The organism is Pedobacter montanisoli (assembly GCF_022809115.1).
Taxonomy (GTDB): Bacteria; Bacteroidota; Bacteroidia; order Sphingobacteriales; family Sphingobacteriaceae; genus Pedobacter; species Pedobacter montanisoli.
This window is the reverse complement of record NZ_JALGBH010000002.1, coordinates 57,976-81,273: the sequence shown is the minus strand read 5'-3', so window position 1 is coordinate 81,273 and position 23,298 is coordinate 57,976. Positions and strand designations below refer to the sequence as shown.

18 protein-coding genes are annotated in these 23,298 nt (G+C 36.8%); 6 read left to right on the top strand and 12 right to left on the bottom strand.

The genetic code is table 11. From position 1 onward, the window contains the following. The first annotated feature begins 11 nt into the window (after positions 1-11). The 3 genes from MMF97_RS08035 to MMF97_RS08025 all read left to right on the top strand — a co-directional run bounded on the left by MMF97_RS08035 (position 12) and on the right by MMF97_RS08025 (position 4,886). The gene (locus MMF97_RS08035; protein ID WP_243361321.1) at positions 12-1,043 is read left to right on the top strand and encodes a bifunctional riboflavin kinase/FAD synthetase; all 1,032 of its coding nucleotides are present in this window, start codon (positions 12-14) and stop codon (positions 1,041-1,043) included. Between the two features lie 518 nt (positions 1,044-1,561). Beyond that, entirely contained in the window at positions 1,562-3,784 is a 2,223-nt protein-coding gene (locus MMF97_RS08030) for a cation:proton antiporter domain-containing protein (RefSeq protein ID WP_243361319.1), read from the top strand. 61 nt (positions 3,785-3,845) lie between these two features. Next, complete coding sequence (locus tag MMF97_RS08025; protein ID WP_243361317.1) at positions 3,846-4,886, top strand: DUF2157 domain-containing protein; 1,041 nt, start codon at positions 3,846-3,848, stop codon at positions 4,884-4,886. Between the two features lie 15 nt (positions 4,887-4,901). Here the strand turns inward: MMF97_RS08025 and MMF97_RS08020 are convergent, their stop codons facing one another. Then, on the bottom strand, positions 4,902-5,555 hold the full coding sequence (locus MMF97_RS08020) for a LysE family transporter (protein ID WP_243361316.1): 654 nt from the start codon (positions 5,553-5,555) through the stop codon (positions 4,902-4,904). 11 nt (positions 5,556-5,566) lie between these two features. Then, complete coding sequence (uvrA, locus tag MMF97_RS08015) at positions 5,567-8,371, bottom strand: excinuclease ABC subunit UvrA (RefSeq protein ID WP_243361314.1); 2,805 nt, start codon at positions 8,369-8,371, stop codon at positions 5,567-5,569. 410 nt (positions 8,372-8,781) lie between these two features. On the opposite strand from uvrA, the gene MMF97_RS08010 reads away from it, so the two are divergent. Together MMF97_RS08010 and MMF97_RS08005 are read left to right on the top strand one after the other, a co-directional pair. After that, a complete protein-coding gene (locus MMF97_RS08010; RefSeq protein ID WP_262916114.1) occupies positions 8,782-9,390 on the top strand; it encodes an RNA polymerase sigma factor in 609 nt (202 codons plus the stop codon). Between the two features lie 168 nt (positions 9,391-9,558). Then, the gene (locus tag MMF97_RS08005) at positions 9,559-9,744 is read left to right on the top strand and encodes a hypothetical protein (RefSeq protein WP_243361312.1); all 186 of its coding nucleotides are present in this window, start codon (positions 9,559-9,561) and stop codon (positions 9,742-9,744) included. A gap of 57 nt (positions 9,745-9,801) precedes the next feature. Here MMF97_RS08005 and MMF97_RS08000 read toward each other — a convergent pair whose 3' ends face one another. Next, a complete protein-coding gene (locus MMF97_RS08000; protein WP_243361310.1) occupies positions 9,802-10,284 on the bottom strand; it encodes a methionine-R-sulfoxide reductase in 483 nt (160 codons plus the stop codon). Between the two features lie 207 nt (positions 10,285-10,491). After that, positions 10,492-11,364, bottom strand: coding sequence for a succinate--CoA ligase subunit alpha (gene sucD, locus MMF97_RS07995; RefSeq protein WP_243361308.1), 873 nt, complete (start codon positions 11,362-11,364; stop codon positions 10,492-10,494). A gap of 303 nt (positions 11,365-11,667) precedes the next feature. On the opposite strand from sucD, the gene MMF97_RS07990 reads away from it, so the two are divergent. Beyond that, complete coding sequence (locus MMF97_RS07990; RefSeq protein WP_243361306.1) at positions 11,668-12,081, top strand: hypothetical protein; 414 nt, start codon at positions 11,668-11,670, stop codon at positions 12,079-12,081. Here the strand turns inward: MMF97_RS07990 and MMF97_RS07985 are convergent, their stop codons facing one another. The 8 genes from MMF97_RS07985 to MMF97_RS07950 form a co-directional block, all read right to left on the bottom strand. Next, complete coding sequence (locus MMF97_RS07985; protein ID WP_243361305.1) at positions 12,082-12,921, bottom strand: cyanophycinase; 840 nt, start codon at positions 12,919-12,921, stop codon at positions 12,082-12,084. It abuts the gene before it with no gap. 30 nt (positions 12,922-12,951) lie between these two features. Beyond that, positions 12,952-14,046: a cyanophycinase gene (locus MMF97_RS07980; RefSeq protein ID WP_243361303.1), complete on the bottom strand. Its 1,095-nt coding sequence runs from the start codon at positions 14,044-14,046 to the stop codon at positions 12,952-12,954. A gap of 59 nt (positions 14,047-14,105) precedes the next feature. Continuing rightward, on the bottom strand, positions 14,106-15,488 hold the full coding sequence (locus MMF97_RS07975) for a RagB/SusD family nutrient uptake outer membrane protein (RefSeq protein ID WP_243361301.1): 1,383 nt from the start codon (positions 15,486-15,488) through the stop codon (positions 14,106-14,108). A gap of 11 nt (positions 15,489-15,499) precedes the next feature. Beyond that, entirely contained in the window at positions 15,500-18,895 is a 3,396-nt protein-coding gene (locus MMF97_RS07970) for a TonB-dependent receptor (RefSeq protein ID WP_243361298.1), read from the bottom strand. 34 nt (positions 18,896-18,929) lie between these two features. Next, on the bottom strand, positions 18,930-20,114 hold the full coding sequence (locus MMF97_RS07965) for a FecR family protein (RefSeq protein WP_243361296.1): 1,185 nt from the start codon (positions 20,112-20,114) through the stop codon (positions 18,930-18,932). An 81-nt stretch (positions 20,115-20,195) separates the two neighbouring features. Next, positions 20,196-20,777, bottom strand: a complete 582-nt coding sequence (locus tag MMF97_RS07960) for an RNA polymerase sigma factor (RefSeq protein WP_243361293.1) — start codon at positions 20,775-20,777, stop codon at positions 20,196-20,198. A gap of 36 nt (positions 20,778-20,813) precedes the next feature. Further along, positions 20,814-22,604 (bottom strand): ABC transporter ATP-binding protein, encoded by a 1,791-nt coding sequence (locus MMF97_RS07955; RefSeq protein ID WP_243361291.1) that lies wholly within the window; start codon positions 22,602-22,604, stop codon positions 20,814-20,816. A 128-nt stretch (positions 22,605-22,732) separates the two neighbouring features. Further along, complete coding sequence (locus MMF97_RS07950; protein ID WP_243361289.1) at positions 22,733-23,287, bottom strand: DUF5606 family protein; 555 nt, start codon at positions 23,285-23,287, stop codon at positions 22,733-22,735. Positions 23,288-23,298: the final 11 nt, after the last annotated feature.

Sequence of the window (23,298 nt, the reverse complement as noted above, 5' to 3'; positions counted from 1 at the left end):
TTTTTAAGACCTTGAAAATTTATCATCAACTAAGCGAGTTTAAAAAATTGGATAATGCCATTGTTACCATTGGCACTTTTGACGGTGTACATTACGGACACCAGAAAATTATCAAAAGGCTTTGCAATCTGGCTAAAGCTTCTGGTGGAGAAAGTGTACTTTTAACTTTCTTTCCTCATCCCCGCATGATCATCAATCCTGAGAACCAGGAATTGAAAATGATCAACACCATTAACGAAAAAGCTGAAATACTGGCCAATCTGGGGGTAGATCACTTGATCATTACACCTTTTACCCGCGATTTTTCTAATCTCAGCCCTAAAGATTATATCAAGAATATTCTGGTTGATGCCATAGGTACCAAAAAAATCATTATTGGTTACGATCACCGCTTTGGTAAAGACAGGGAAGGTAATATTAAACTACTCGAAAGTTTTGGCAACGAATATGGTTATGAAGTAGAAGAAATTCCTGAGCAGGATATTAACGATGTAGCTGTAAGTTCTACCAAGATCAGAAATGCCCTGTTACAGGGTAATGTAGATCTGGCAAACGATTATTTGGGTTACAATTTTTCACTTTATGGCCCGGTAATTAAGGGCGATAAAATAGGTCGTACCATTGGTTTTCCAACCGCCAATATTTTTATTGAAGAAACTTATAAACTTATTCCCGGCGATGGTATTTATGCGGTTACGGTAGAAATGTATGAAGTTGAAAGTCCAAAGTTGAAAGTTGAAAGTTCAAAGTTGAAAGTTGAAAGTCAAAATACCAACCCGAATACTGCTCTTTCAACTTTAAACGCTCAACGCTCAACCTACAAAGGTATGGCTTACATTGGACACAGGCCTACCATTAATGGAATGACCCGCAATATAGAAGTCAATATTTTTGATTTCAATAAAGAGATTTACGGTCAGAACATTAAAATGAATTTCTTACATTTTTTAAGACCCGATGTTAAATTTACAGGGCTTGATACTTTAACCCAACAATTACAGGCAGATAAAGAGGCAACGCTTGCATACTTTAACGGTAAATAAACTTTAAGGTATTTTTCTTGTCAAGGTCATAAAGCGGCCGATTGCTGAATTGAGGTCGATTTCATTCCCAAAAACGAGTATTTTTTCTTATATTGGGGCAATGAGGGGTTTATTTGTTGTAATCTGTTTTTTTCTTTTACAAGGTTTTACAATAAGCAAGACCGGCTCTCTTTCATTGGATGATACTCATCTGGTTAGGGTTGATACACAAAAGTTTATTATAGGGACCAAAAACTTGCCGGGTACCAACAGGAAAAAATTCTCGCCTGTAAACCAACATAAGATAACCAGTAAGACTCAGTTCCATGCACAACAAATCAGTGATGATGTTAAGCTAAATACAGCAGACAAAAGGAGCTGGTTTATCTACACCAAACAAAAAATCCGTACAATCTTTAAATTTAATTTCAGGTTTCAATATATTTTCAATCATTTATATCCTAAGCACGTTTTTTGGTGATTTTTTTTCTAGAACAATACCTATGACTAAAAATCTCATATGCTAAAAAACTTTATAAATGACACACTTACCCGTACTTATTACCGATTTAGGACTTATACTTGCCGCCGGTGGGATTACCACCATTATTTTCAAAAAAATTAAACAACCTTTGGTGCTGGGCTATATTTTAGCCGGTTTGCTGGTTGGCCCTCATTTTAAATTTGTGCCTACTGTTTCAGATAATGCGAACATTACAATCTGGGCAGAGATAGGTGTTATTTTCCTGCTCTTTAGTTTGGGCCTCGAATTCAGCTTTAAAAAGCTTGTAAAGGTTGGCGGTTCATCGTCTATTACGGCTCTTGTAGAAATTATAGGCATGAGCATTATCGGTTATTTTGCCGGTAAGCTCATGGGTTGGCAAACAATGGACAGCATATTTTTAGGCGCTGTGCTTTCTGTGTCTTCAACTACCATTATTATCAGGGCATTTGAAGAATTAGGCGTTAAACATAAGAAATTTGCCAATCTGGTTTTTGGGGCGCTTATTGTTGAAGATCTAGCCGCCATTCTCATCATGGTTTTATTGACCACTTTAGCCGTTAGTCAGCAATTTGCAGGCGCCGAAATGTTCAGTTCTATTTTAAAGCTGGGCTTCTTTTTAGTGCTATGGTTTTTGGGTGGTATTTTTATCATCCCCACCTTCTTAAAATACACCAAAAAATTAATGAATGATGAAACCTTACTGGTGGTTTCTCTTGCTTTATGTTTAAGTATGGTGTTATTAGCTGTTAAAGTAGGATTTTCTGCCGCTTTGGGTGCTTTTATTATGGGCTCCATTTTAGCAGAAACTACCTTTGCCGAAAAGATAGAACATCTTACTAAATCGGTAAAAGATCTTTTCGGGGCTATATTCTTTGTTTCTGTAGGCATGCTTATAGATCCCAATATCTTATTGCAATACTGGCAGCCCGTTCTTATCATTACAGCTGTAACCATTGTGGGTAAACTGATCACTACAGGCGGAGGCGCTTTAATATCAGGGCAACCGCTCAAAACATCGGTGCAAACCGGAATGAGCTTAACACAGATTGGTGAGTTCTCCTTTATTATTGCCACTTTGGGCCTTACCTTAAAAGTTACCAGTGATTTTCTTTATCCGATTACAGTAGCCGTATCTGCCATCACTACCTTTACTACTCCGTACCTGATCAAGTATTCAGAAAATTTCTATAATGCATTAACCAAAATACTACCTGCAAAATGGTTGCGAGGCATAGATAAATATTCATCAAGTACAGAGGGGATCACCACTACAAGTGATTGGAAAATCCTGTTGAAATCTTACCTGATTAACCTTGTTGCACATAGCGTAATCCTAGCAGGTATCATCTTACTTTCTACCAAATATCTTTATCCTTTCATTAACAACAATATAGCTGATGGCAACAAAGGTATTATCATCAGTCTTATACTGATTTTGTTCTTAATGAGCCCGTTTTTATGGGCACTATCCATAAGGCGTATTTCTCGAAAAGCTTATTCTCATTTGTGGCTGAATAAAAAATATACCCGTGGGCCTTTGGTTGCTTTTGAACTATTCAGGATTGCACTGGCTATTTTATTCGTATCTGTAGTGATCGTGCAATTTTACGATACCTGGATTGCCGTAGCTACGGCTATAATCCTGATTGTAGGGGGTATGATTATTTTCAACCAACGTTTACAACGTTTTTACGAACGCATGGAAAGCCGTTTTCTGGGTAACCTAAATGCCCGTGAAGAAGCTAGCAAACAACCCGAAATTTTGCCCTGGGATACGCATTTATTAGAGCTTACCGTAGCTCCCGAATCTGAAATGGTGGGTCAAACGTTGATAGATCTTTCCATCAGAGAAAAATATGGAATCAATATTGCATTGATTGAGCGCGGTAAAATTATGATCCCTACACCAAAACCAACCGAAAGGCTGTACCCTAATGACAAGGTACTGGTAATTGGAACAGATGATCAGTTAAGTTCGGTTAAACCCTTATTTGAAGGCAGCGGCATAACGGTAGATGAGAATATTTTTCCTAAACATGACATGGCACTCCAGAAAATTGTGGTGAACAGTAAATCTCCCGTATATGGGCAAAGCATCCGTAATTCGGGTATAAGAGAAAAAACACAAGGATTAGTGGTTGGTATTGAACGGAAAGACCAGCGTATCTTAAACCCACCTTCTGACTTTGTTTTTGACAACGAAGATATTGTGTGGGTAGTAGGAAACAACAAAAAGATAGCAGAATTGTTAAAATAAAATCCAGACAGGATTGTTTGATTAAAAACGATCCTGTTTTTATATCCTATAATTAGTAAATATGAGAAAGGTTAATGCAGATAAAGCTCAGTTCTTAGACGAAATGATAGATTACTGGAAAGCAGAAGATCTTATTGATGAGCAAACTGCAGATAACCTTCAAAAAAGCTTTATCTCCAAAAGTTTTGATTGGAAAAGACTTGCCAAATATTCTTTTTGGATTGCCTTAGCCTGTTGCTTTATTTCATTAAGCGCTCTGTTACTGGACGAGAAATTGTTAAAGTACCTGAAAAAGATTTATAATACCCCTGATATTGTAATCAGTTTACTTTCGGCAGTCGGTGCAGCTATAGCTTATTATTTTGGCCTGAAATTTAAGCAGAGCAAACCCCAGAATATATTTAGCAACGAAGCCTTGATCCTTACAGGTGTTATACTCACGGCAAATGCCATTGCTTATTTTGGGAAATCATTGGATAAACAATCTGGTCATTTTTCATTGCTTATTTTATTTGCCCTCCTACTCTACTTATTATTGGCTTATAAGTTCAAATCTGTTTTGATATGGCTCTTCTCCATGTTGGTTGCAGGTATCTGGTTCGGAACAGAAACCGCGTACCTATCAAATTATGGTGGTCATTTTATAGGCTTAGGTTATCCTTTGCGCTATGTAATATTCGGAGCAATAATTATCCTCATTTCAAGATGGGTCAAAAACAGCAAAATCAGCTTGTTTTATGAAGTAACCTATTTTAGCGGATTGCTCTATTTCTTTATGGCTTTGCTCTTTCTCTCCATATTTGGAAACTATGACAGTTTTGAGGAGTGGCACAGGATAAGACAGTACAGTTTATTCTATTGGGCTATTTTATCGGCAGGGCTTTGTTTATCTGCTGTTTTTTATGGCTTAAAATATAACGACAAGATGGCTCGTGAATTTGGGCTTATCTTCCTCTTTATTAACCTTTATATACGTTATTTCGAATATTTCTGGGATAATATGCATAAAGCCATTTTCTTTTTGATTTTAGGTCTATCTTTCGTTTTCATTGGCCGTAAAGCAGAGAAAATCTGGAATTTGGAGTTTATCAAAAAGAAATAAGTTTGCTCTTTTAGCTTAGCGCAGATAAATAACAACTTGTTTAATGATTAGATAAGCAGCTAATACGTAAAGAAAAATAGCAATACTTTTATTGATCAGTCTGCTGCTCAAAGCAAATTTTTCCTGTATGTAACGGGCAAAATGTGCATAACCATAAAGTGCCAGTCCAGACCCTAAACCAGACCCTATGCTAAATATGATCAAAGAGAGATAATCTACCTCTATCCACTCATGAAGGATTACATAATTACCAAAGAATAACCAGAATGGAATTTGCACCGGGTTAAGTACCCCTAAAAGCAGACCGTACAAAGCACTGTCTCTTTTATTTCCATCTTCTTCTTTGGTTACCGGGACTTTATTGCGGTGTTTCCAGGTTATGGTAGCCATTACCAAGAATAGACTGATCATGAAAGCATCCACAAATGTGCTGATCCGCACATCGCTCACTTTGCTGTCTATATTTACATCGCTAGATACCCAACGGGCAAAACGCATCATACCAAAGGTAAAGGCCACCTCTACACATGAAAATGCAATGATAAAAGACCATGCCTGACGCATGCCTTTATTGATGGCTATTTTGGCTACGGTAAGGTTAATATTACCCGGAGGTATATAACCCATAGCATTTATGATTATGCCTAAAAATAATGTCAAAATGAGCATAGCCCGCGAAGTTAAGGTTTCAAATGCGCTTTTAAAAATTGACCTGTATAAGATTTTTCAACGTTCAGCAGATCTTCTGGTTTTCCTTCAAAAACAATATCTCCGCCTTTGTCTCCTCCTTCAGGGCCAATATCAATTATCCAGTCGGCACATTTGATCATATCCATGTTATGCTCAATAACAATTACGGTATTTCCCTGCTCTATTAATGTGTTTAAAGCTTTCAATAATTTATTGATATCATGAAAATGCAATCCCGTTGTAGGTTCATCAAAAATAAAAACTGTTTTTTCGGCCTGATGTCCCTTGATTAGAAAAGAAGCTAGCTTTATACGTTGCGCTTCTCCGCCCGATAAGGTATTTGACGACTGGCCTAAATGCACGTAACCTAAACCCACATCAACCAAAGGTTTCAGTTTGTTTAATATTTTAGTCTCTTTTGCAAAGAAATCAACAGCTTCATCAATGGTCATATCTAAAATATCAGACACATTTTTATCCTGATATGTTACATCCAAAACTTGCTGTTTAAATCGTTTTCCGCCACAGGCTTCGCAAGGCAAATAAATATCTGCCATAAATTGCATTTCAATCTTTACTTCTCCTTCACCTTGGCAAACATCGCAACGTCCACCTTCTACATTGAAAGAGAAAGCGGCAGGCTTTAATCCATTGGCTTTAGCCGCTGGCAAATTGGCAAATAAAGTACGGATATCATCCCAGGCTTTTACATAAGTTACCGGGTTAGATCGCGATGAACGTCCTATTGGGTTCTGATCTACCAGCTCTACCTGCCCCACCAATTCAATGCCACCAAAAATTCCATCATAAGATCCGGTTTGTTCGCCCGCATAATTACCAATAGCTTTTTGCAAAGCAGGATATAAAATACGTTTCACCAAACTGGTTTTACCTGACCCCGACACTCCCGTTACACAAGTGAAAATGCCTAAAGGAAATTTAACATTGATGTTTTTAAGGTTATTTTCTCTGGCTCCTTTGATCAGGATATGATCTCTCCACTCTCTACGTTTTGCCGGAACAGGAATTTCGGCCTTGCCCGATAAATATTTACCGGTTAAAGAGTCTGTATCTTTTAGAATTTCTTTAAATGTACCGCTAAAAACAAGATTACCACCATGTGTGCCCGCTTCCGGACCTATGTCTATGATATGGTCTGCAGCACGCATCATCTCTTCTTCATGCTCTACCACCAAAACCGTATTGCCTACATTACGCAGCGATTGCAGAACACCAATGAGCCGGTGCGTATCACGTGGATGCAAACCTATGCTCGGCTCATCTAATACATAAACAGAGCCCACCAAGCTACTACCTAATGAAGTAGCCAGATTAATACGTTGGCTTTCTCCACCCGATAAAGTATTAGACAAACGATTTAAGGTTAAATAACCCAAGCCTACATCATTCAAATATTGTATCCTGTTTTGAATTTCGGCAAGTAATCTCTTGGCTATTTTTTGTTCAGATTGGTTCAGCTTAATTTCGTCAAAAAATTTGAGCAGATTTGCAAGTGGCATCAATACCAAATCTAATATAGATTGATCATTCACTTTTACGTACGAAGCATCTTTACGCAAACGTGTACCTTTACAATCGGGGCATTTGGTTTTGCCACGATAACGTGACAACATTACACGGTATTGGATTTTGTAAGTCTGTTCTTCCAATTCCTGAAAAAACTGGTCTAAACCAGCAAAATATTCATTTCCTGTCCATAACAATTGTTGCTGTTCGGCAGTCAGCTCGCTATAAGGCCTGTGTATAGGGAAATCGAACTTAGCGGCGTTCTTGATAAACCTTTTTAACCACTCTCCCATTTTCTCGCCTCGCCATGGCGCTATGGCACTATCATAAACGCTTTTGCTCTTATCAGGAATAACCAGATCTTCATCAATCCCTATTACGCTACCAAAACCTTCGCAACGTTTACATGCACCATAAGGATTGTTAAAACTAAAGAAATTGGGCGTAGGCTCTTCAAACCTAAGTCCGTCTAATTCAAAACGGTCTGAAAAATGATAGGTTTGATCAGCATGTTCTATATAACAATCGCCCTTACCTTCAAAAAAGGCAGTCTGTACCGAATCTGCAATACGGCTTAAAGTTTCGTCACCATTACCTATCGTAATCCTATCGATAATAATCTTAACGATATCAGTATCATTTAACGTAAAATCTTTAATGGTACTGTCTTCTAGGATGTCTTCTATTTTCCTGATCTTCTGATCAAAATAAACCCGTAAAAAGCCTTTTTGCAATAAAACAGCCAGTTCTTCTTTTAATGTTCTGTTGTTATGCGGATGCAAAGGTGAAAAAACAGTAATCGTTTCATCATTACCCAATTTAAGCACAAAATCTACCACATTGCTTACGGTATCTCTTTTAACCTCCTTACCTGATATGGGCGAAAATGTTCTGCCTATTCTTGCATATAGCAATTTAAGATAATCGTAAATTTCTGTAGAGGTACCTACTGTAGAACGCGGATTTGAAGTGATCACTTTCTGTTCAATAGCTATTGCAGGTGCTATCCCTTTGATGTAATCTACATCAGGCTTGTTCATACGCCCCATAAACTGCCTTGCATACGATGAAAGACTTTCTACATAACGTCTCTGCCCTTCTGCATACAAGGTATCAAAAGCTAAACTCGATTTACCCGAACCTGAGAGGCCGGTAATAATGACTAATTTATTTTTTGGTATGGCAACGTCTATATTTTTTAAGTTATGTACTCTTGCCCCTTTTATGATGATATTCTGGTGTGGATCTTTTTCTGTTTCCTTACTCATAGGTAACCCTTTGCGGTAATTTACAAAGATAATATCTTTTGCAATTCGGCCCTTATTATTCGATACTTTAGAAGAGGTTAAATTACAGTTTTTAGCGATGATAAAATTTGAAAAGGGTATTTTTATATGGTTATTTTATCAATTAATTAACACTCTTTTTTAGAATTTAAGACAAAGTCAACAATATGTAAAATTCTATATCACAAATAGTTACAAAAGCAGCAAAAACTTACATTTTTGTGGAGTCTTTATAACTATCCGCATTTTTTAACATAAAATTTGTTGTTTTTTCGCAAAAAAACCTTTCTTTTGAAAATATAACACAAATTTAACATTCTAAAAACAATAATAGGAGAGCATTTATAGGTTAAACATCTACGCGTTTATTCATTTAACATTTGAGTTTTAATATGCGCACGCCTATAAGAATTGGTGAAGCAAGCGATCACGATTTAGTAACGTTCTATATAAAGGGCAACGAGTCTGCTATTGAAGAATTGCTTCGAAGACATAAGACAAAAGTTTATACTTCTATTTATTTACTGGTTAAAGACCAGTATCTGGCTGAAGATATTTTTCAGGATGCTTTTATTAAGGTAATCAATACCCTACGTAGTGGCAGGTATAACGAAGAAGGTAAATTCTTACCTTGGGTTATGCGTATTGCGCATAATCTGGTAATAGACTATTTCAGGAAAGAAAAACGTTCGCCTACTGTTACCAGTGCCGATGGCACTACAGATGTGCTTAACTTTATACAAATACATGAAGAAAGCGCCGAAGAACGCATGTTACGCGAACAAACCCATGCCGATTTACGTGTAATGATTCATCGTTTACCTGATGAGCAAAAAGAAGTGCTGATCATGCGCCATTATGCAGACCTGAGTTTTAAAGAAATTGCAGAGTTAACTGATGTAAGCATCAATACCGCATTGGGACGTATGCGTTATGCTTTGAGCAATTTACGTAAAATGATGAATGTGAAAGAGCTGAGTAACAGCAGGCCAAACCTTTAATTTACAACGAAATAAAGTTCATACCATAAAGCTGCATAAAATATGCAGCTTTTTTTATTATATTTAAATTAGCTGAACAGTTCGTTAATTATTTTTTATAATCAGCATAAAATAAACCCCTAACACGGGCGTTTAATTAATAGTTTAACATTAAAAAAATTATTGCGTATGACAAAAACCTCTACCCAAACAAACTTTACTGAACAGACAACAACTCAAAGCACAATTATTGTTGATCATCTAATGAATGAAGAACAATTTTACGAAAACATTAAGTCTAGGTTGAACGAGCTGAAAAAAGATCCTTCGGATGAAAGCGTAGCCAAGATATTAAAGCATGCTCAGCTCAAGTAAAGAAAAAACCGGTTTAAAGACCGGTTTTTTTTATAAATATTGAATTTATTTCAACTGTTATTTCTCATCAGGAACAAAACGCATTGAAATAGAATTTACACAATGGCGGGTATTTTTCTTGGTGAACATTTCTCCTTCAAATACGTGCCCTAAGTGTCCTCCACATTTAGCGCAAACTATTTCAGTACGCTGACCATCTGCATCGGGAATACGTTTAACGGCGCCTTTAATTTCATCATCGAAAGCCGGCCATCCACAATGTCCATCAAATTTGGTTTCTGAACGGTATAAAGGCGCATTACACCTTTTGCAAACATAAGTTCCTTTCTCAAAAAACTTATCATATTTACCTGTTCCAGGATATTCTGTTCCTTTGTTTACAATTACGTATTCTTCTTCGGGGGTTAACTTATTCCATTCCATTTTCTTCGTCATTTTATGCGGTGTGGTCTCGTTGTTCTGTTTTTGCGCACAAGCTACAAGACTTGTACTTAATACCAGCAAGCCCATAATTACCACGCTATTTAAAATCGATTTCATTTGTAAATAATTTTGTTCCATCAATTAAGGTGAAGCTCTAAACATTAAAAAAGACTTTATGTCTTCAAACAAATATAATTATTAAACTCCTTCTGATTTTCATGTCAGTGTATAATTATCGAGAACTAAATATCAGATATAACTCGTTACCAAAAAAGAAAAGCGTTCCATAATGGAACGCTTTTCTATATATTTTTGTTGTTGATATTATTTTTTTAACAAAGCAGCCATAGCAGCACCAATTTCTGCCGGGCTCTCTACTACTGTAATACCACACTCACGCATAATTTTCATTTTTGCAGCAGCAGTATCATCAGCACCACCAACAATAGCACCTGCGTGGCCCATTCTACGTCCCGGAGGCGCAGTTTGACCAGCGATGAAACCTACTACTGGTTTAGTGCCATGTTCTTTGATCCAACGCGCAGCTTCGGCTTCCATACCGCCACCAATCTCACCAATCATGATGATACCTTCAGTTTCTGGATCGTTCATTAATAATTCTACTGCTTCTTTAGTAGGTGTACCAATAATTGGATCACCACCAATACCAATAGCTGTAGTAATACCTAAACCTGCTTTAACCACTTGGTCTACCGCTTCATAAGTTAAAGTTCCTGATTTAGAAACCACACCTACATTACCTTTTTTGAAGATAAATCCAGGCATGATACCAATCTTAGCCTCATCAGCAGTGATGATACCCGGACAGTTAGGGCCAATTAAACGACTATCTTTATCTGAAAGATAAGATTTTACCGCGATCATATCTTTGGTAGGAATACCTTCAGTAATACAAACAATTACTTTAATTCCAGCCTCAGCAGCTTCCATAATGGCATCAGCTGCAAACGGAGGTGGTACGAAAATAATAGATACATCAGCACCAGCTTTATCAACCGCATCTTTAACGGTATTAAAAACAGGTCTGCCTAAATGCTCCTGACCGCCTTTGCCGGGAGTTACACCACCAACTACGTTTGTACCGTAAGCTATCATTTGCTCAGCATGGTAAGTACCTTCGTTACCGGTAAATCCCTGAACAATTACTTTAGAATTTTTATTTACTAAAACACTCATTGTATCTATATTTTTGTGCAAACTTAAGGTAATTGCGATATAATGTCAAATGCAAAAGCCAGTTTTTTGTATTAATGGCTTTACTGAAATTTTATTTGCATAAAAAAATCATCTGTACATGGCTAAAAGCTTACAAAGTACTTTTTTAGCAAAGCATATTTAATAAACAATCATTTGATTTTAAGAGTTGTACAAATCTGTTTTGAGCGTTTATCTGGTCTTCACAAACTACTATATATGATACATTATTGAAGCTTTAAATTTACTTTATTTATATTTGATCCTATATCAGTACTGATGAGAATGTATAAATTGAGATATTTTTTACTTTGCGTTGTTCTTTTAGGCTTTGGCTGCAAAAGAGAAAAGTTAGACGATCAGCAGTTTGTGCAAAAATACCTGACCGGAAAATGGAGCACTCCGTTTTATGTGAAAATTGACTTAAAAAACGGAGACACAGTTAAAAAAGATACGGTAAAATTTAAGTCTGCCGATACCGTTTTCTTTACATCTTCGCAAAAGTTTGTGAAGCATAATGACAGTATTGGTTTTCAGATAGATGCTGCCGGTGAGAACATTGCGTTTATGACCAATCCCGACAGCACCTGGTATATTCCTTATGTAAGAAGTACTTATTTTAAGTTGATTTATAGTCGTAAAGTAGTTTCAGGCACCGATACTTTTTACTATAAAATAGAACAGCAGTTTAATAAATAACTAAGGTTTAATCTCAAACACATCTCCGTTTGTAAACAGACCAAATTGTACTTGGCTAAACTTAATCAGTTTACGATCTGTTTTAAGGTTAACGGGATTTGCTATCCTGATAACCTGACTATCGCCACTTACTCTTGCCTGATTTCCTTTTACTACAATAGCCGTTCCTTCATCTATGCCCACACAGGTAAATGTTGGTTTATCTGCAAGCGCAGAAATTAACCTGTTATAACGGTTTCTTTTGATGAAATGCTGGTCTATAATGGTATTTTGCAATAGCCCCAATCCTTCTGAAAATTCGATATTCTTATCTAAAAGCTGATTAAATGTTTCTTTATACTCGCTTTCGAGCAATTGTTTTCCTGTAATCATATACCTGCTCATCACAGCAGCTCCCGCACTTGTTCCCGCAATGGTAGAGCCATTTTTATAGGCTTCATGAATTGCTGTATAAACAGGTGTATTCAATACCGATTTCATGAAGCGGCTCTGATCGCCGCCCAATATGTAAATCATTCTGGCCTTTTTTAAAGAATCTATCCATTTGCTATCATTCACATCATGCTTGGCAAAATTGAAATTCCTTACTTTTAGAGCTGTATGTTTTTTTAATTGCTGATTAATATATTTAAAACCTGTATCGGGCTCCTCGCTTGCCATAGGTAAAACAATGATATAATCATTGGCACGAAATTCGGCAGTATTCACCAGATCTTTAATCAATGCATCAGAACGGGTACCGCCACCAATAATAAATAGTTTACCTTTTTGTGTTTGCTGGGCAAAAGCTAAAAAGCTCATCAGACTAAAGGCAACCATTAAGAAATAAATCTTTTTCATGCTATCTGTTTGTTTATTTACGGTTAATATTTATTGTGCCTTTTTATGTAATATGCCATTACTGACCCACCACCAATAACGTGTACCACCTTTTGCCTGATCAATGGCAAAGTTCTTTACGTCAAACTCTCCACCTCCGTTTTCTGAAGCTGCAATTTCATATACATCTAAAGCTTTTTCTTGTTGGCTCCAGTTCACTTTATTATTCGGTACAAAATTTTCAGGTTGTTTGTTTTTATCTAAACGGATAAAATAAGCGTAACTATAAGGTCGGCTGGTAGAGTAATCGCCATATACCTTAGCAACACCGTTTTGATCAATACATACAGCCACTCTTTCATCTGCGGCAATGGCATTTGCAGCGATATTCCAATCTTTTAATATCCTACCTAAAAACACAGCTGATCTGCCTTCTCTGCTTCTGGTAAGGTAATGCTGATCTGTAATTACATTTTCAAGATAAGGTGCTTTTAGAAAATCTTGCTTATATAAGGTTACGTTAGCATTGTAAGGATTTTCCAGTGCTTCTGCAGAAGTAAGTCCGCCTGTTTCTCCACTGTAATAAAACGCACCTAAAATAGCACATCCTGCGCTTGTACCTCCTACAGGCGCTTTCTTTTCTGTTAAAAGATAGTTTAATGCTTTATCTACTTTTGTACCTTTCCAGTATTTCATGTAATCAGATTGGTCACCGCCAGCGATAAATACCATTTCTGCATTGCGGATAATATAGGCTACAGTGTCATTATTGGCCAATTCTCTGCTATTGATCAGTAAAGTTTCTACAGAATTTACATTACCTAATCCGTTGATATAGCTGTTATAAGCATCTGTACCAGATGCCCTCAAAATAACGACATCGCCTCCCCCACTTTTTTCAATCATCCATTTAAAAGCAGCCGATACATCTGTTCCACCTCCCATTAAAACCATGCCTCCTGTTACGGCCTTGTTTACATTAGCTGTATCACCTATAATGCCTATAGATGCGGGCCGTCTTTTTACATTTCCAATTCCATTATTACCATTTCCTGGTTTTGTGTCTGGTTTGTTTTCTTCTGATTTACCGCAACCGTAAGCCACACCACATAAAAGCAGTAAAAAAGCCACTAATATTCTTCTCATATTAATTTTTTAAATAGGTACTGTAAATGTTCATCCCTCTTGGCGGGATGAACATCAGATTAGTAGTCAGGGTTTTGTTTTGTATTTTTGTTAATCAGCATTTCTTGTGCTGGTATAGGGAAAGCATACTGGGCTTTTGTTGGCAACAATTCAACAGCTCCTGATGCATTTACCGCATCTGCTGCCAGCCTCTGAACCGGCATACTCCTTCTTCTCAGGTCATAAAAACGATGTCCTTCAAAAGCAAGCTCTTTAAATCTCTCCGCATAAACCGCTTCTATAAGTGCATTTTTATCTGCAAAATTCTGATCGGTATAACCATTAATTCTTGCCGCACGTAAGGTATTGATATCTCCGGCTGCATCTCCTGAAGATTCTGCTCTTGCTTCGGCTCTGATCAGGTACATTTCTCCGGTTCTGTAAAGTTTAATATCAGTTAAGCCTGGTGCAGTGGCCGTACCACCTATATATTTATTGACAAGATATTTTGATTTGGTACCTGTACGCGTAGCATCATACTTAATGTAGGCCGTATAACGTAAATCGTTAGTCTGATCAAATGTATTGATTAATTTTTGGGCTGGCGCATACAATACAATACCTCCCGTCTGTCTGTAATAAAAATCGCCTACTCTCGAATCAGTAGTACCCACACGTTTAGCTTTCCAGATGACCTCGCTGTCATTGGCATCTGTCCATAACCCCGGAAACTGTGTTTTTGTTGCCAATGGAAAAGCATTGATCACTTCTGTAGCATAAGTAATGGCATCGCCCCAGTTTTTTTCATATAAAGCAACCCTGGCCTGTATAGCAGAAATAGCTGTTTTGGTAATACGTGTTTTATCATTAAAAGCAGAAGGCATCAATGGTTTAGCTTCTACCAGATCGTTTTTAACTTCTGTTATTACCTGATCAAAATTTAACCTCGCAGGATAGATTACGCCTGAGCTTTTCATATATGGAATACCCAAAGCTCCGGTTTCGTACTTAGCCGCATAATTACGTAACAGCTCAAAATGAAAATATGCTCTAAGACCTAATAATTCTGCCTTGTAACGATTAGCTAAAGCAAGATCTCCTGATGCTATTTCTAATTTGCTCATACCTTCAAGAGCCCTGTTAACTCTGTCTATACCTCTAAAATATTCATAATAAAGTGAGGTAACAGAGCCATAACTGGCATTGTATAACCACCTGAAGGCATCGCTATTTCCAACTGTATTTTCAGTTGGATACATGGCTTCATCTGATACAGTTGAAACCAGGCTTATAGGTGTATAATCTACTACTGCGTATGCACCTATGATACCCATATTTACATCATTGAGATTTCTGTAGGCTTTATCAGGTGATATACTATCTGTTGGTGCTAAATCTAATTTAGCACATGATATTGTTAAGATTAACAAAGAAAATATAACGCTATATAATTTGTTTTTCATTGCTATCGTAATTAAAAGTTAACATTTAAACCTGCTGTATATGTTCTGGTATTCGGATATTGAAAACGGCCATATATTGCATTATTTTCAGGATCAAGTCCTCTCCATTTTGTCCAGGTATATAAATTTTGCCCCTGTACAAATACTTTTACAGCTTTAATAAAACCTGTTTTGTTGAGAAGTTGCTGAGGAACCGCATATGAAATATTCACATTTCTCAATCTCAGGAATGAAGCATCCTGAATATCTTTTGATGTAAAGTTTCTCGGAATATCAAATCGCTGTAAGGTGGCATTGTCTCCAGGCTTTTTCCATCTGTCGTTTAACATTCTTACCGTTTGATTACTGGTTGCATAGCGTTGATTCTCGTTATAAAAATCTTCATTGTTCCAACGCATTACATTTGATACGAAAGAGAATAAAGCAGAAGCCGTAAAACCTTTATAGCTTAATGAGGTATTAAAACCACCTGTAAAGCTTGGGTATAAACTTCCTGAATTGGTATTGTTTTGAGTAGCGGCATCATAAACTGTAGTAATAGTACCGTCTAGTTTATAATATTGAGCTTCTCCTGTTTGTGGATTTACTCCCGCCCAATCCGGAGCATAATATGTACCCACAGGATAACCAACTTTATAAACACGGGTATCACCATCAAGTAATAAATCAGCTAAAGGAGTAAGGTATAGTATCTTATTTTTGTTATATCCGGCGTTTACTCCTACCGACCAGGTAAAAGTGTTATTCTTGATCACATCTCCATTAATTTCAAACTCTATCCCCCGGTTGCGCATTTTTCCGGTGCTTAAAGGTAAAGAGCCTCCGGCACCGGCACCAGCAACTGCAGAAACCGGTTGGTCAAAAAACATATTAACCGTTTTTCGATTGTAATAATCAGCTGATAATCTTAATCTTTTTGATTTGAGCAAAGACAGGTCAAAACCTATGTTTAATTCATATACATATTCCCAGTCATAATCTGGATTACCTATTGCTGATGGCCTTATCCCGGCAACTCCTCCATAGCTGGTACCCACAAACGTTGGAAGATAAGAAAAATCACCAGACAACGGACTAGCTGTTTTTCCATAACTGGCACGTAGTTTTAAGTCTGATATAAATTCAGCTTTCTGCATAAAATCTTCTGCTTTGGCATTCCAGCTTGCACCAAATGAATAAAATCCTTTCCATTTGTTTTTAGGAGCTACTTTTGTTGATCCATCATAACGATAACTGGCATTAAGGGTATAACGGTTATCATACGTATATCTACCTATACCTATAATTGAGGCCAAGGCACTTCTGGTTTTATTACCTTTAATAGCAGGTAAGAAAGTTGAACTTGAGGTTACTCCGGCTGGCGTTTCAGGCAAACGTCCATCTATGCCATAAGCATCAAATCCAAAAGAAGAGAAATTATTATAAACATATTCATAATAACCTGCCAGCTCCACATCATGTTTAACATTAAATGTTTTATTAAAGACTAAACCCGAGGTAGAAATAATATTAAAATTCCTGCGACTAACATCTGTAAGCCTGCCTTTTCCGCCCAAAGTATTGGAATTACTCCTTGAGCCATAATAAGAATCAGGATTGATAAAAGTCTGATCTGCTGAATTACGGTAATCGATACCCGCCCTTGTTGTAATTTTTAATTCGGGTAAAATCTGGTATGCAAAAGAGGTACTGAGAATGGTCTTTAATTGATCCGTTTTATCAGATGAGTTGTACAAACGTTCAAGTCCCTGGCTCCCTTCTCTTTGATCCAAGATAAAATATTTAGATTGGTTACCCGGATGTATCAACGTTCCATCAGGTGCGTAAGGGTATTCATAAGGTAGTGCATAATATACCGATGCCATTGCCGTACCAGCTCCCGTTCCTCCTTCTCCTTCTGTAAAGCTTGATTGAGAATAACCTAAAGAAAGGTTTACGTTTCCTGAAAACTTGTTATCATTAAAATCTACATTGCTGCGTAAAGCATACCTGTCCATACCGGTACGTTTAGCCACGCCATCTTGTTTATAATAGTTTAATGAATTGTAAAAACGGATTTTTTCATTACCTCCACTAATACTTACCTGTTGCTCTTGGAACTTACCTGTCTGGAAAAACATATCTCTCCAATCTACATTGATATGCCTTAAACTATCTAATATACGATCTGCATTTGCCTTGAAAGCAGCTGTTCCTGAAATATAATTTGGATTTTTTGGTGAGTAGGTCCACCCTGGCCCCAGATTTCTTCCGTAATTTAACCCTATTTCTTCCTCAAATTGAAGTCTTTGGGTTGTATTCATCATCTCAAAATTTGGGCGACTTAAATTAGAAAAACCATATTGTGAATTATAATTAATAGATAATGCTCCTGATTTTCCTTTTTTAGTTGTAAGTATAATTACACCATTTGATCCTCTTGATCCATATAAAGCTTTAGCCGAAGCATCTTTAAGTACTGAAGCACTTTCTATGTCCTCAGGATTTATCGTTTGAAAATAATTACCTTCAATAGGTACCCCGTCTAAAACATATAAAGGTGTTGATGAACCGTTTACACTACCTATACCTCTGATTACCACAGCAGCGCTTTGCCCTGGCTGACCAGAAGTAGAAATTACACTCATACCCGGAACACGACCTTGCAAAATCTGATCTACCGTTAAACCCGGAACCTGATTAATTTTATCTGCACTTACGGTTGATACCGCTGTTGCAGATTGCGATCTGGTGTAATTGGTATATCCCGTAACAACCACATTTGCCAAAGTATTGGTTTGTGGGTTAAGTTTAATGTTTCCCAATTGTGCTTTTGCCTTAACTTCTCGTTCTTCGTAACCAATGTACGAGATGACCAGTGTAGCCTGCTCATCTACATTTTTCAGAAGAAAATTTCCCTGATTGTCTGCAATTACTGCAACAGAACTTCCCTTTACACGTACAGATGCTCCAGCCATGGGCAATCCGTTTTCATCTACCACTGTACCCCTTACATCGATATTGGCTACGTTAGCTGGCAACAAAGGTTTGATTAAAATTGTGTTGGCCTTAATTTCAAAATCAAAAGGCTGTGTTTTTAATGCCAGCGTAAGTACTTCTTTGATATCGGCATCTTTAACCGAAATATCTACCGGTTTTGATTTTTGTTGCAATAAATCGAGGTCATATAGAAAAAAATATCCCGTTTGACGTTTTATTTCTTTAATAACCTTTTCTAAAGGCATGTTTTTTTGATTAATGGTTACTTTCTGTGAAAAAACCGCCGCATTTAACTGCAAACAAAAAATGGTAAAGAAAACAATGGTTAATTTCATCACTCTTAATAATTTAAGGTTAACAATCTTTTTAAAATTGTAAGTAAGAGGACCTGCGTTTGCTTGATGATTTTTTAGGTAATCTTTTAGCATGTGATTTGGTTTTGGTTTGTTGATTAGTATTCTATTATCGGGTTTGGTTTATATACAGTTTTCTGTCTTGCGTAAGCTCAAATTCAATGTTTCCTGTTAACGACAGCATGTTTAACACTTCAGAGAGATTAGCCTTGCGTGATATAACTCCATTGTATCTCTTATTGGGCACATTTTTCATGTCTGCATCTATGTTATACCAGCGTTCTAATTGTAAAAGAATAGATTGCAATGAAGCGTTATTAAACCTGAACAATCCGTTTTTCCAATCTATTTCATCTTCTACATTTACAGGGTACACCTGTATTTGGTTATGTGTTAGGATAGACTGGTAAGACGGTGCTAAAATTTTTGATACATTTCCATTAGAAACTCTAACGCTTCCTTCTGCAAGTGTGGTTCTTATAGCAGAATCATAACTGTTAATGTTAAAATGTGTTCCTAAAACTTCTACCTCCTGCTTATTACCTGATATTAATGAGCTGGTTTTTACGATAAAAGGGTGTGCTTTATCTTTTTCCACTTCAAAATAGCCTTCTCCCTGTAATTCTACTTCGCGAGTTTTTCCATTAAATACCTCTGGGAAACGCAAAGAGGATAAAGCATTTAGCCATACCTTAGTACCATCGGCAAGGATGAGCTGAAATTGATTGCCTTTTCTGGTTTCTATGGTATTAAAGCTATGTGGGTTTTGTGAGCCAGAATTAGCTGCATTTACTTGATATACCAATTGCCCTTCTGCATTGGCAGAAATACTCAACCTGCTATCTTTTAGCAATTTTTCGCGGTTATTTTCATTTAAAGCGATGGTTTCGCCGGTTGACAGTGTTAAAAGAGCAGCATCTTCACCCGGTAAAACATCCAGCTTGCCCTTATGTACCACCAAAGAGTTTACCTGTGACTGCTTTTGGGTATTCAAATAATAAAAACCTGCTGCTGTTATGCCCATCAACAATACTACCGCAGCAGTGTATTTTTTCCAATTAAGGTTTCGATTGGGCTTATGTGCCAACTTTATTCGATCCTGGATCGCACTTAATCCCTTATGCTCTAATTGGGCAAATTCTTCTGCTCCCAATGCTTTTTCTGCATCTTCTTGAGCATCAAGAAAACTATAATAGCTTTCTATGAACCTAATTTCGTCTTTAGTCGCTTTTCCTTTAATGTATTTATTGATGATCTTTCGAAGTTCTTCTTCCGAATCAAAAAAAGTGCTCATGATACATGGGTTTATATACTATGTACCATAAGTAAGCATTTATCCCGTTTTTTTTTTGAAAAAAAGAAAAAGAATAGGTTGTTAAAACAAAAAGAAAATAATAACCAATAACAGAAACATGTTGGTTATCCTCAATTTTAATAGTCTTCCGGCAGCGGCTAATTGGTTTCTAACCGTCTTTTCTGAGATATCAAGTGTAGTGGCTATCGTTTCAACCTTTAATCCATCTAAGTAGTACATTTCAAAAATCTGCCTTCTTTTTTTAGGAAGTGTTGCAATAAAAAGTTCAACGATCAATTTAACCTCTTTCTCTAATACTGCCTCATCTGTTTTTAAAGGAGAGATAATTTCTTCATCAAAAACATTAAAAAACTTACCTTTTCTGCTATCTCTGCTAATGAATTTGAGTACCTGGAATCGTACTGCTGTATGTAAATATGCTAAGGGCTTTTTTAAATCCAGTTCGTTTCTTCTGTTCCACAGATCTACAAAAACATTTTGGATAATATCCTGGCATTGCTCTTTTTCAGGCAGCCTTTTATAAGCTGCATTAAATAACTCTTTCCAATATTTATGATAAATTTTGACAAAAGCATTTTCATCGCCCTGCTTAAGCAAAGCAAAAAGAGTTGCATCGTCATTATTTTCAAAATGAATTTTCAAAAAGAGTTAGTATTTAACCAAATTTAGTTATTTATACTAATCTTTTGCAATGCCTACAGACGAAAACTGCAATTCATAAAGCTTTTTATAATAACCATTTAATTTTAAAAGCTCTTGGTGCGTTCCCTTTTCCTTGATTTCTCCTTTATCTAAAACAATAATCTGATCGGCTTTTTGTATGGTTGATAATCGGTGTGCGATCACAATAGATGTACGTCCGTGCATAAGATTTTCTATGGCGTGCTGTATCATCAGTTCTGTTTCTGTATCTACAGATGAAGTGGCTTCATCTAACACCAAAATAGCTGGTTTGTAAACCAGTGCTCTGATAAAAGAAATCAATTGAGCCTGTCCGGCAGAAAGCGTAGCGCCACGCTCCATCACATTGTAATGGTAAGCTCCGGGCAAACGTTCTATAAATTCATGAGCACCTACTTTCTTTGCAGCCTGTATCACTTCTTCCAAAGAAATATCAGGATTATTTAACGTAATGTTATTAAAGATGGTATCTGAGAATAAGAATACATCCTGAAGCACTGTAGCTATTTTACTTCTCAAATAACCCAGTTCATATTGTTTGATATCAACATCATCTATGGTAACAGCACCTTTTTGAATTTCATAAAACCTGTTCAGAATATTGATGGTTGAAGATTTGCCTGCTCCTGTTGCTCCCACTAAAGCAACGGTTTGTCCGGCTTTAACCTCAAAGGTGATATTTCTTAAAGCATATTCGTCTTCTGCTACTTCTGTATCTTGGTTATAGCTAAACCACACATTATTAAACTGAATATGTCCGTTAAGATGTACCGGTTTTAATGTTCCTTCATTGGCGGTTGTTTCCTGAGTGTCTAATACACTAAATATACGATCTGCACCCACCATACCCATTTGCAGCGTATTAAATTTATCTGCCAGCTCACGTATTGGCCTAAACAGCATGTTGATGTACATGATAAAAGCCGTAATTACACCCGGCTCTACATCTAAGGGTTTTAGCAATACATTTTTAGAACCGTACCATATCAACAGACCTAAAGACATGGCAGAGATAAGCTCTACAACCGGAAAGAAAATAGAATAATACCAGTTTGAGCGAATGTTCGCATCGCGATAGCGGGTATTGATTTCTTCAAATTTTTTATATTCCTGCTTTTCGCGGGCAAAATATTGTATAATGGCAATACCGCTGATATGTTCCTGTAAGAAGGTATTGAGATTAGAAACTTCTGCTCTTACTTCTTGAAATGCCTTTTTTATGGCCCGCTGAAATATACGGGTAGCAATGATCAAAAGTGGCATAGGGAGCAGTACCACTAAAGTAAGTTCCCAATCTATGTAAATCATTACCCCAACAATTACGATCACCTGCAACATATCGCCAATCATGGCAATCAATCCTTCCGAAAAAATATCGGCAATGGTCTCCAGATCAGAAACGGTTCGTGTAATTAGCTGCCCAATAGGAGTTCTATCGAAATATTTTAGCCGCAACCTAGAAATATGGTTAAATACATTTATACGCAAATCTCTTATAACCGATTGGCCTAAAGTATTGGTAAGTAAAGTATGCAGATATTGAAAAACAGTTTGCAGTAGCAATAGTACCAGAGCAAGGATGCTCATTTTGATCAGACCGTTATAATCTGCCTTTAAAATATATTGATCTAAAGTATAACCTACTAAAAATGGTCTTACAGGAGCTAAGGCCGCCAAAATTAGCGTTAGTGCTACCGACCATACAAAAATGCGCTTATAAGGTTTTACATACGTGAATACACGCTGTAATAAGTTTACATTAAAGGCATCTCCGGTAACTTTAGACATGAGGCAAGAAAGAATTAAATTTTAACGGGATATGTTTCAAATTTAAGGCAAATGCTTAAAAAGAAAAAGGTATCCGGAAATATATTAAACATTACCAGATACCTTAAGCTCTATAATATGATTGGGTATTAAACGCCTTTTTTGCTGGTCATATTAGCTTTTTTAGCTGGTGCCGAAGCTTTAGTTGTTGGTGCTTTGGCATTTGTCGGTTTTGCCTTTGGTGCTTTAGCTTTAGTTTCGCCCTTAGCTTTGATTTCTGATTTTTCTTCAGTTTTTGAAGCTTCGGTTGCTTCTTCCACTTTCTCAGTAAATAAAGGCAAGTCTTTTAACTGGTTATACCATGCTAAGATTTTCTTCATATCTGAAGCATATACCTTTTCTTGATCATGACCAGGTGCTACTTCCAGGAAAAACTTTCTAAGCGTAGTACCATCAGCCTTTGCATCAGGCACAGCTGTTTTGGTTTTTGAAATAGCTCCCAATACATCAGAAAGCTTTATTTCTTCTTCTTCGCCGTAAACCGTAATATCTTCTAACGATGCTAATTTTGTATTGGCAAGGTTAGCAACAATTTTTAATTTCTGCTCGTCAAGACCTTCTAAAACATACCCTGCTTTATTTTGACCGATCAATTTAAATAATCCCGGTCGGCCAGAAACAGCTACAATTCCTCTTAAATTCATATGATTTGGAT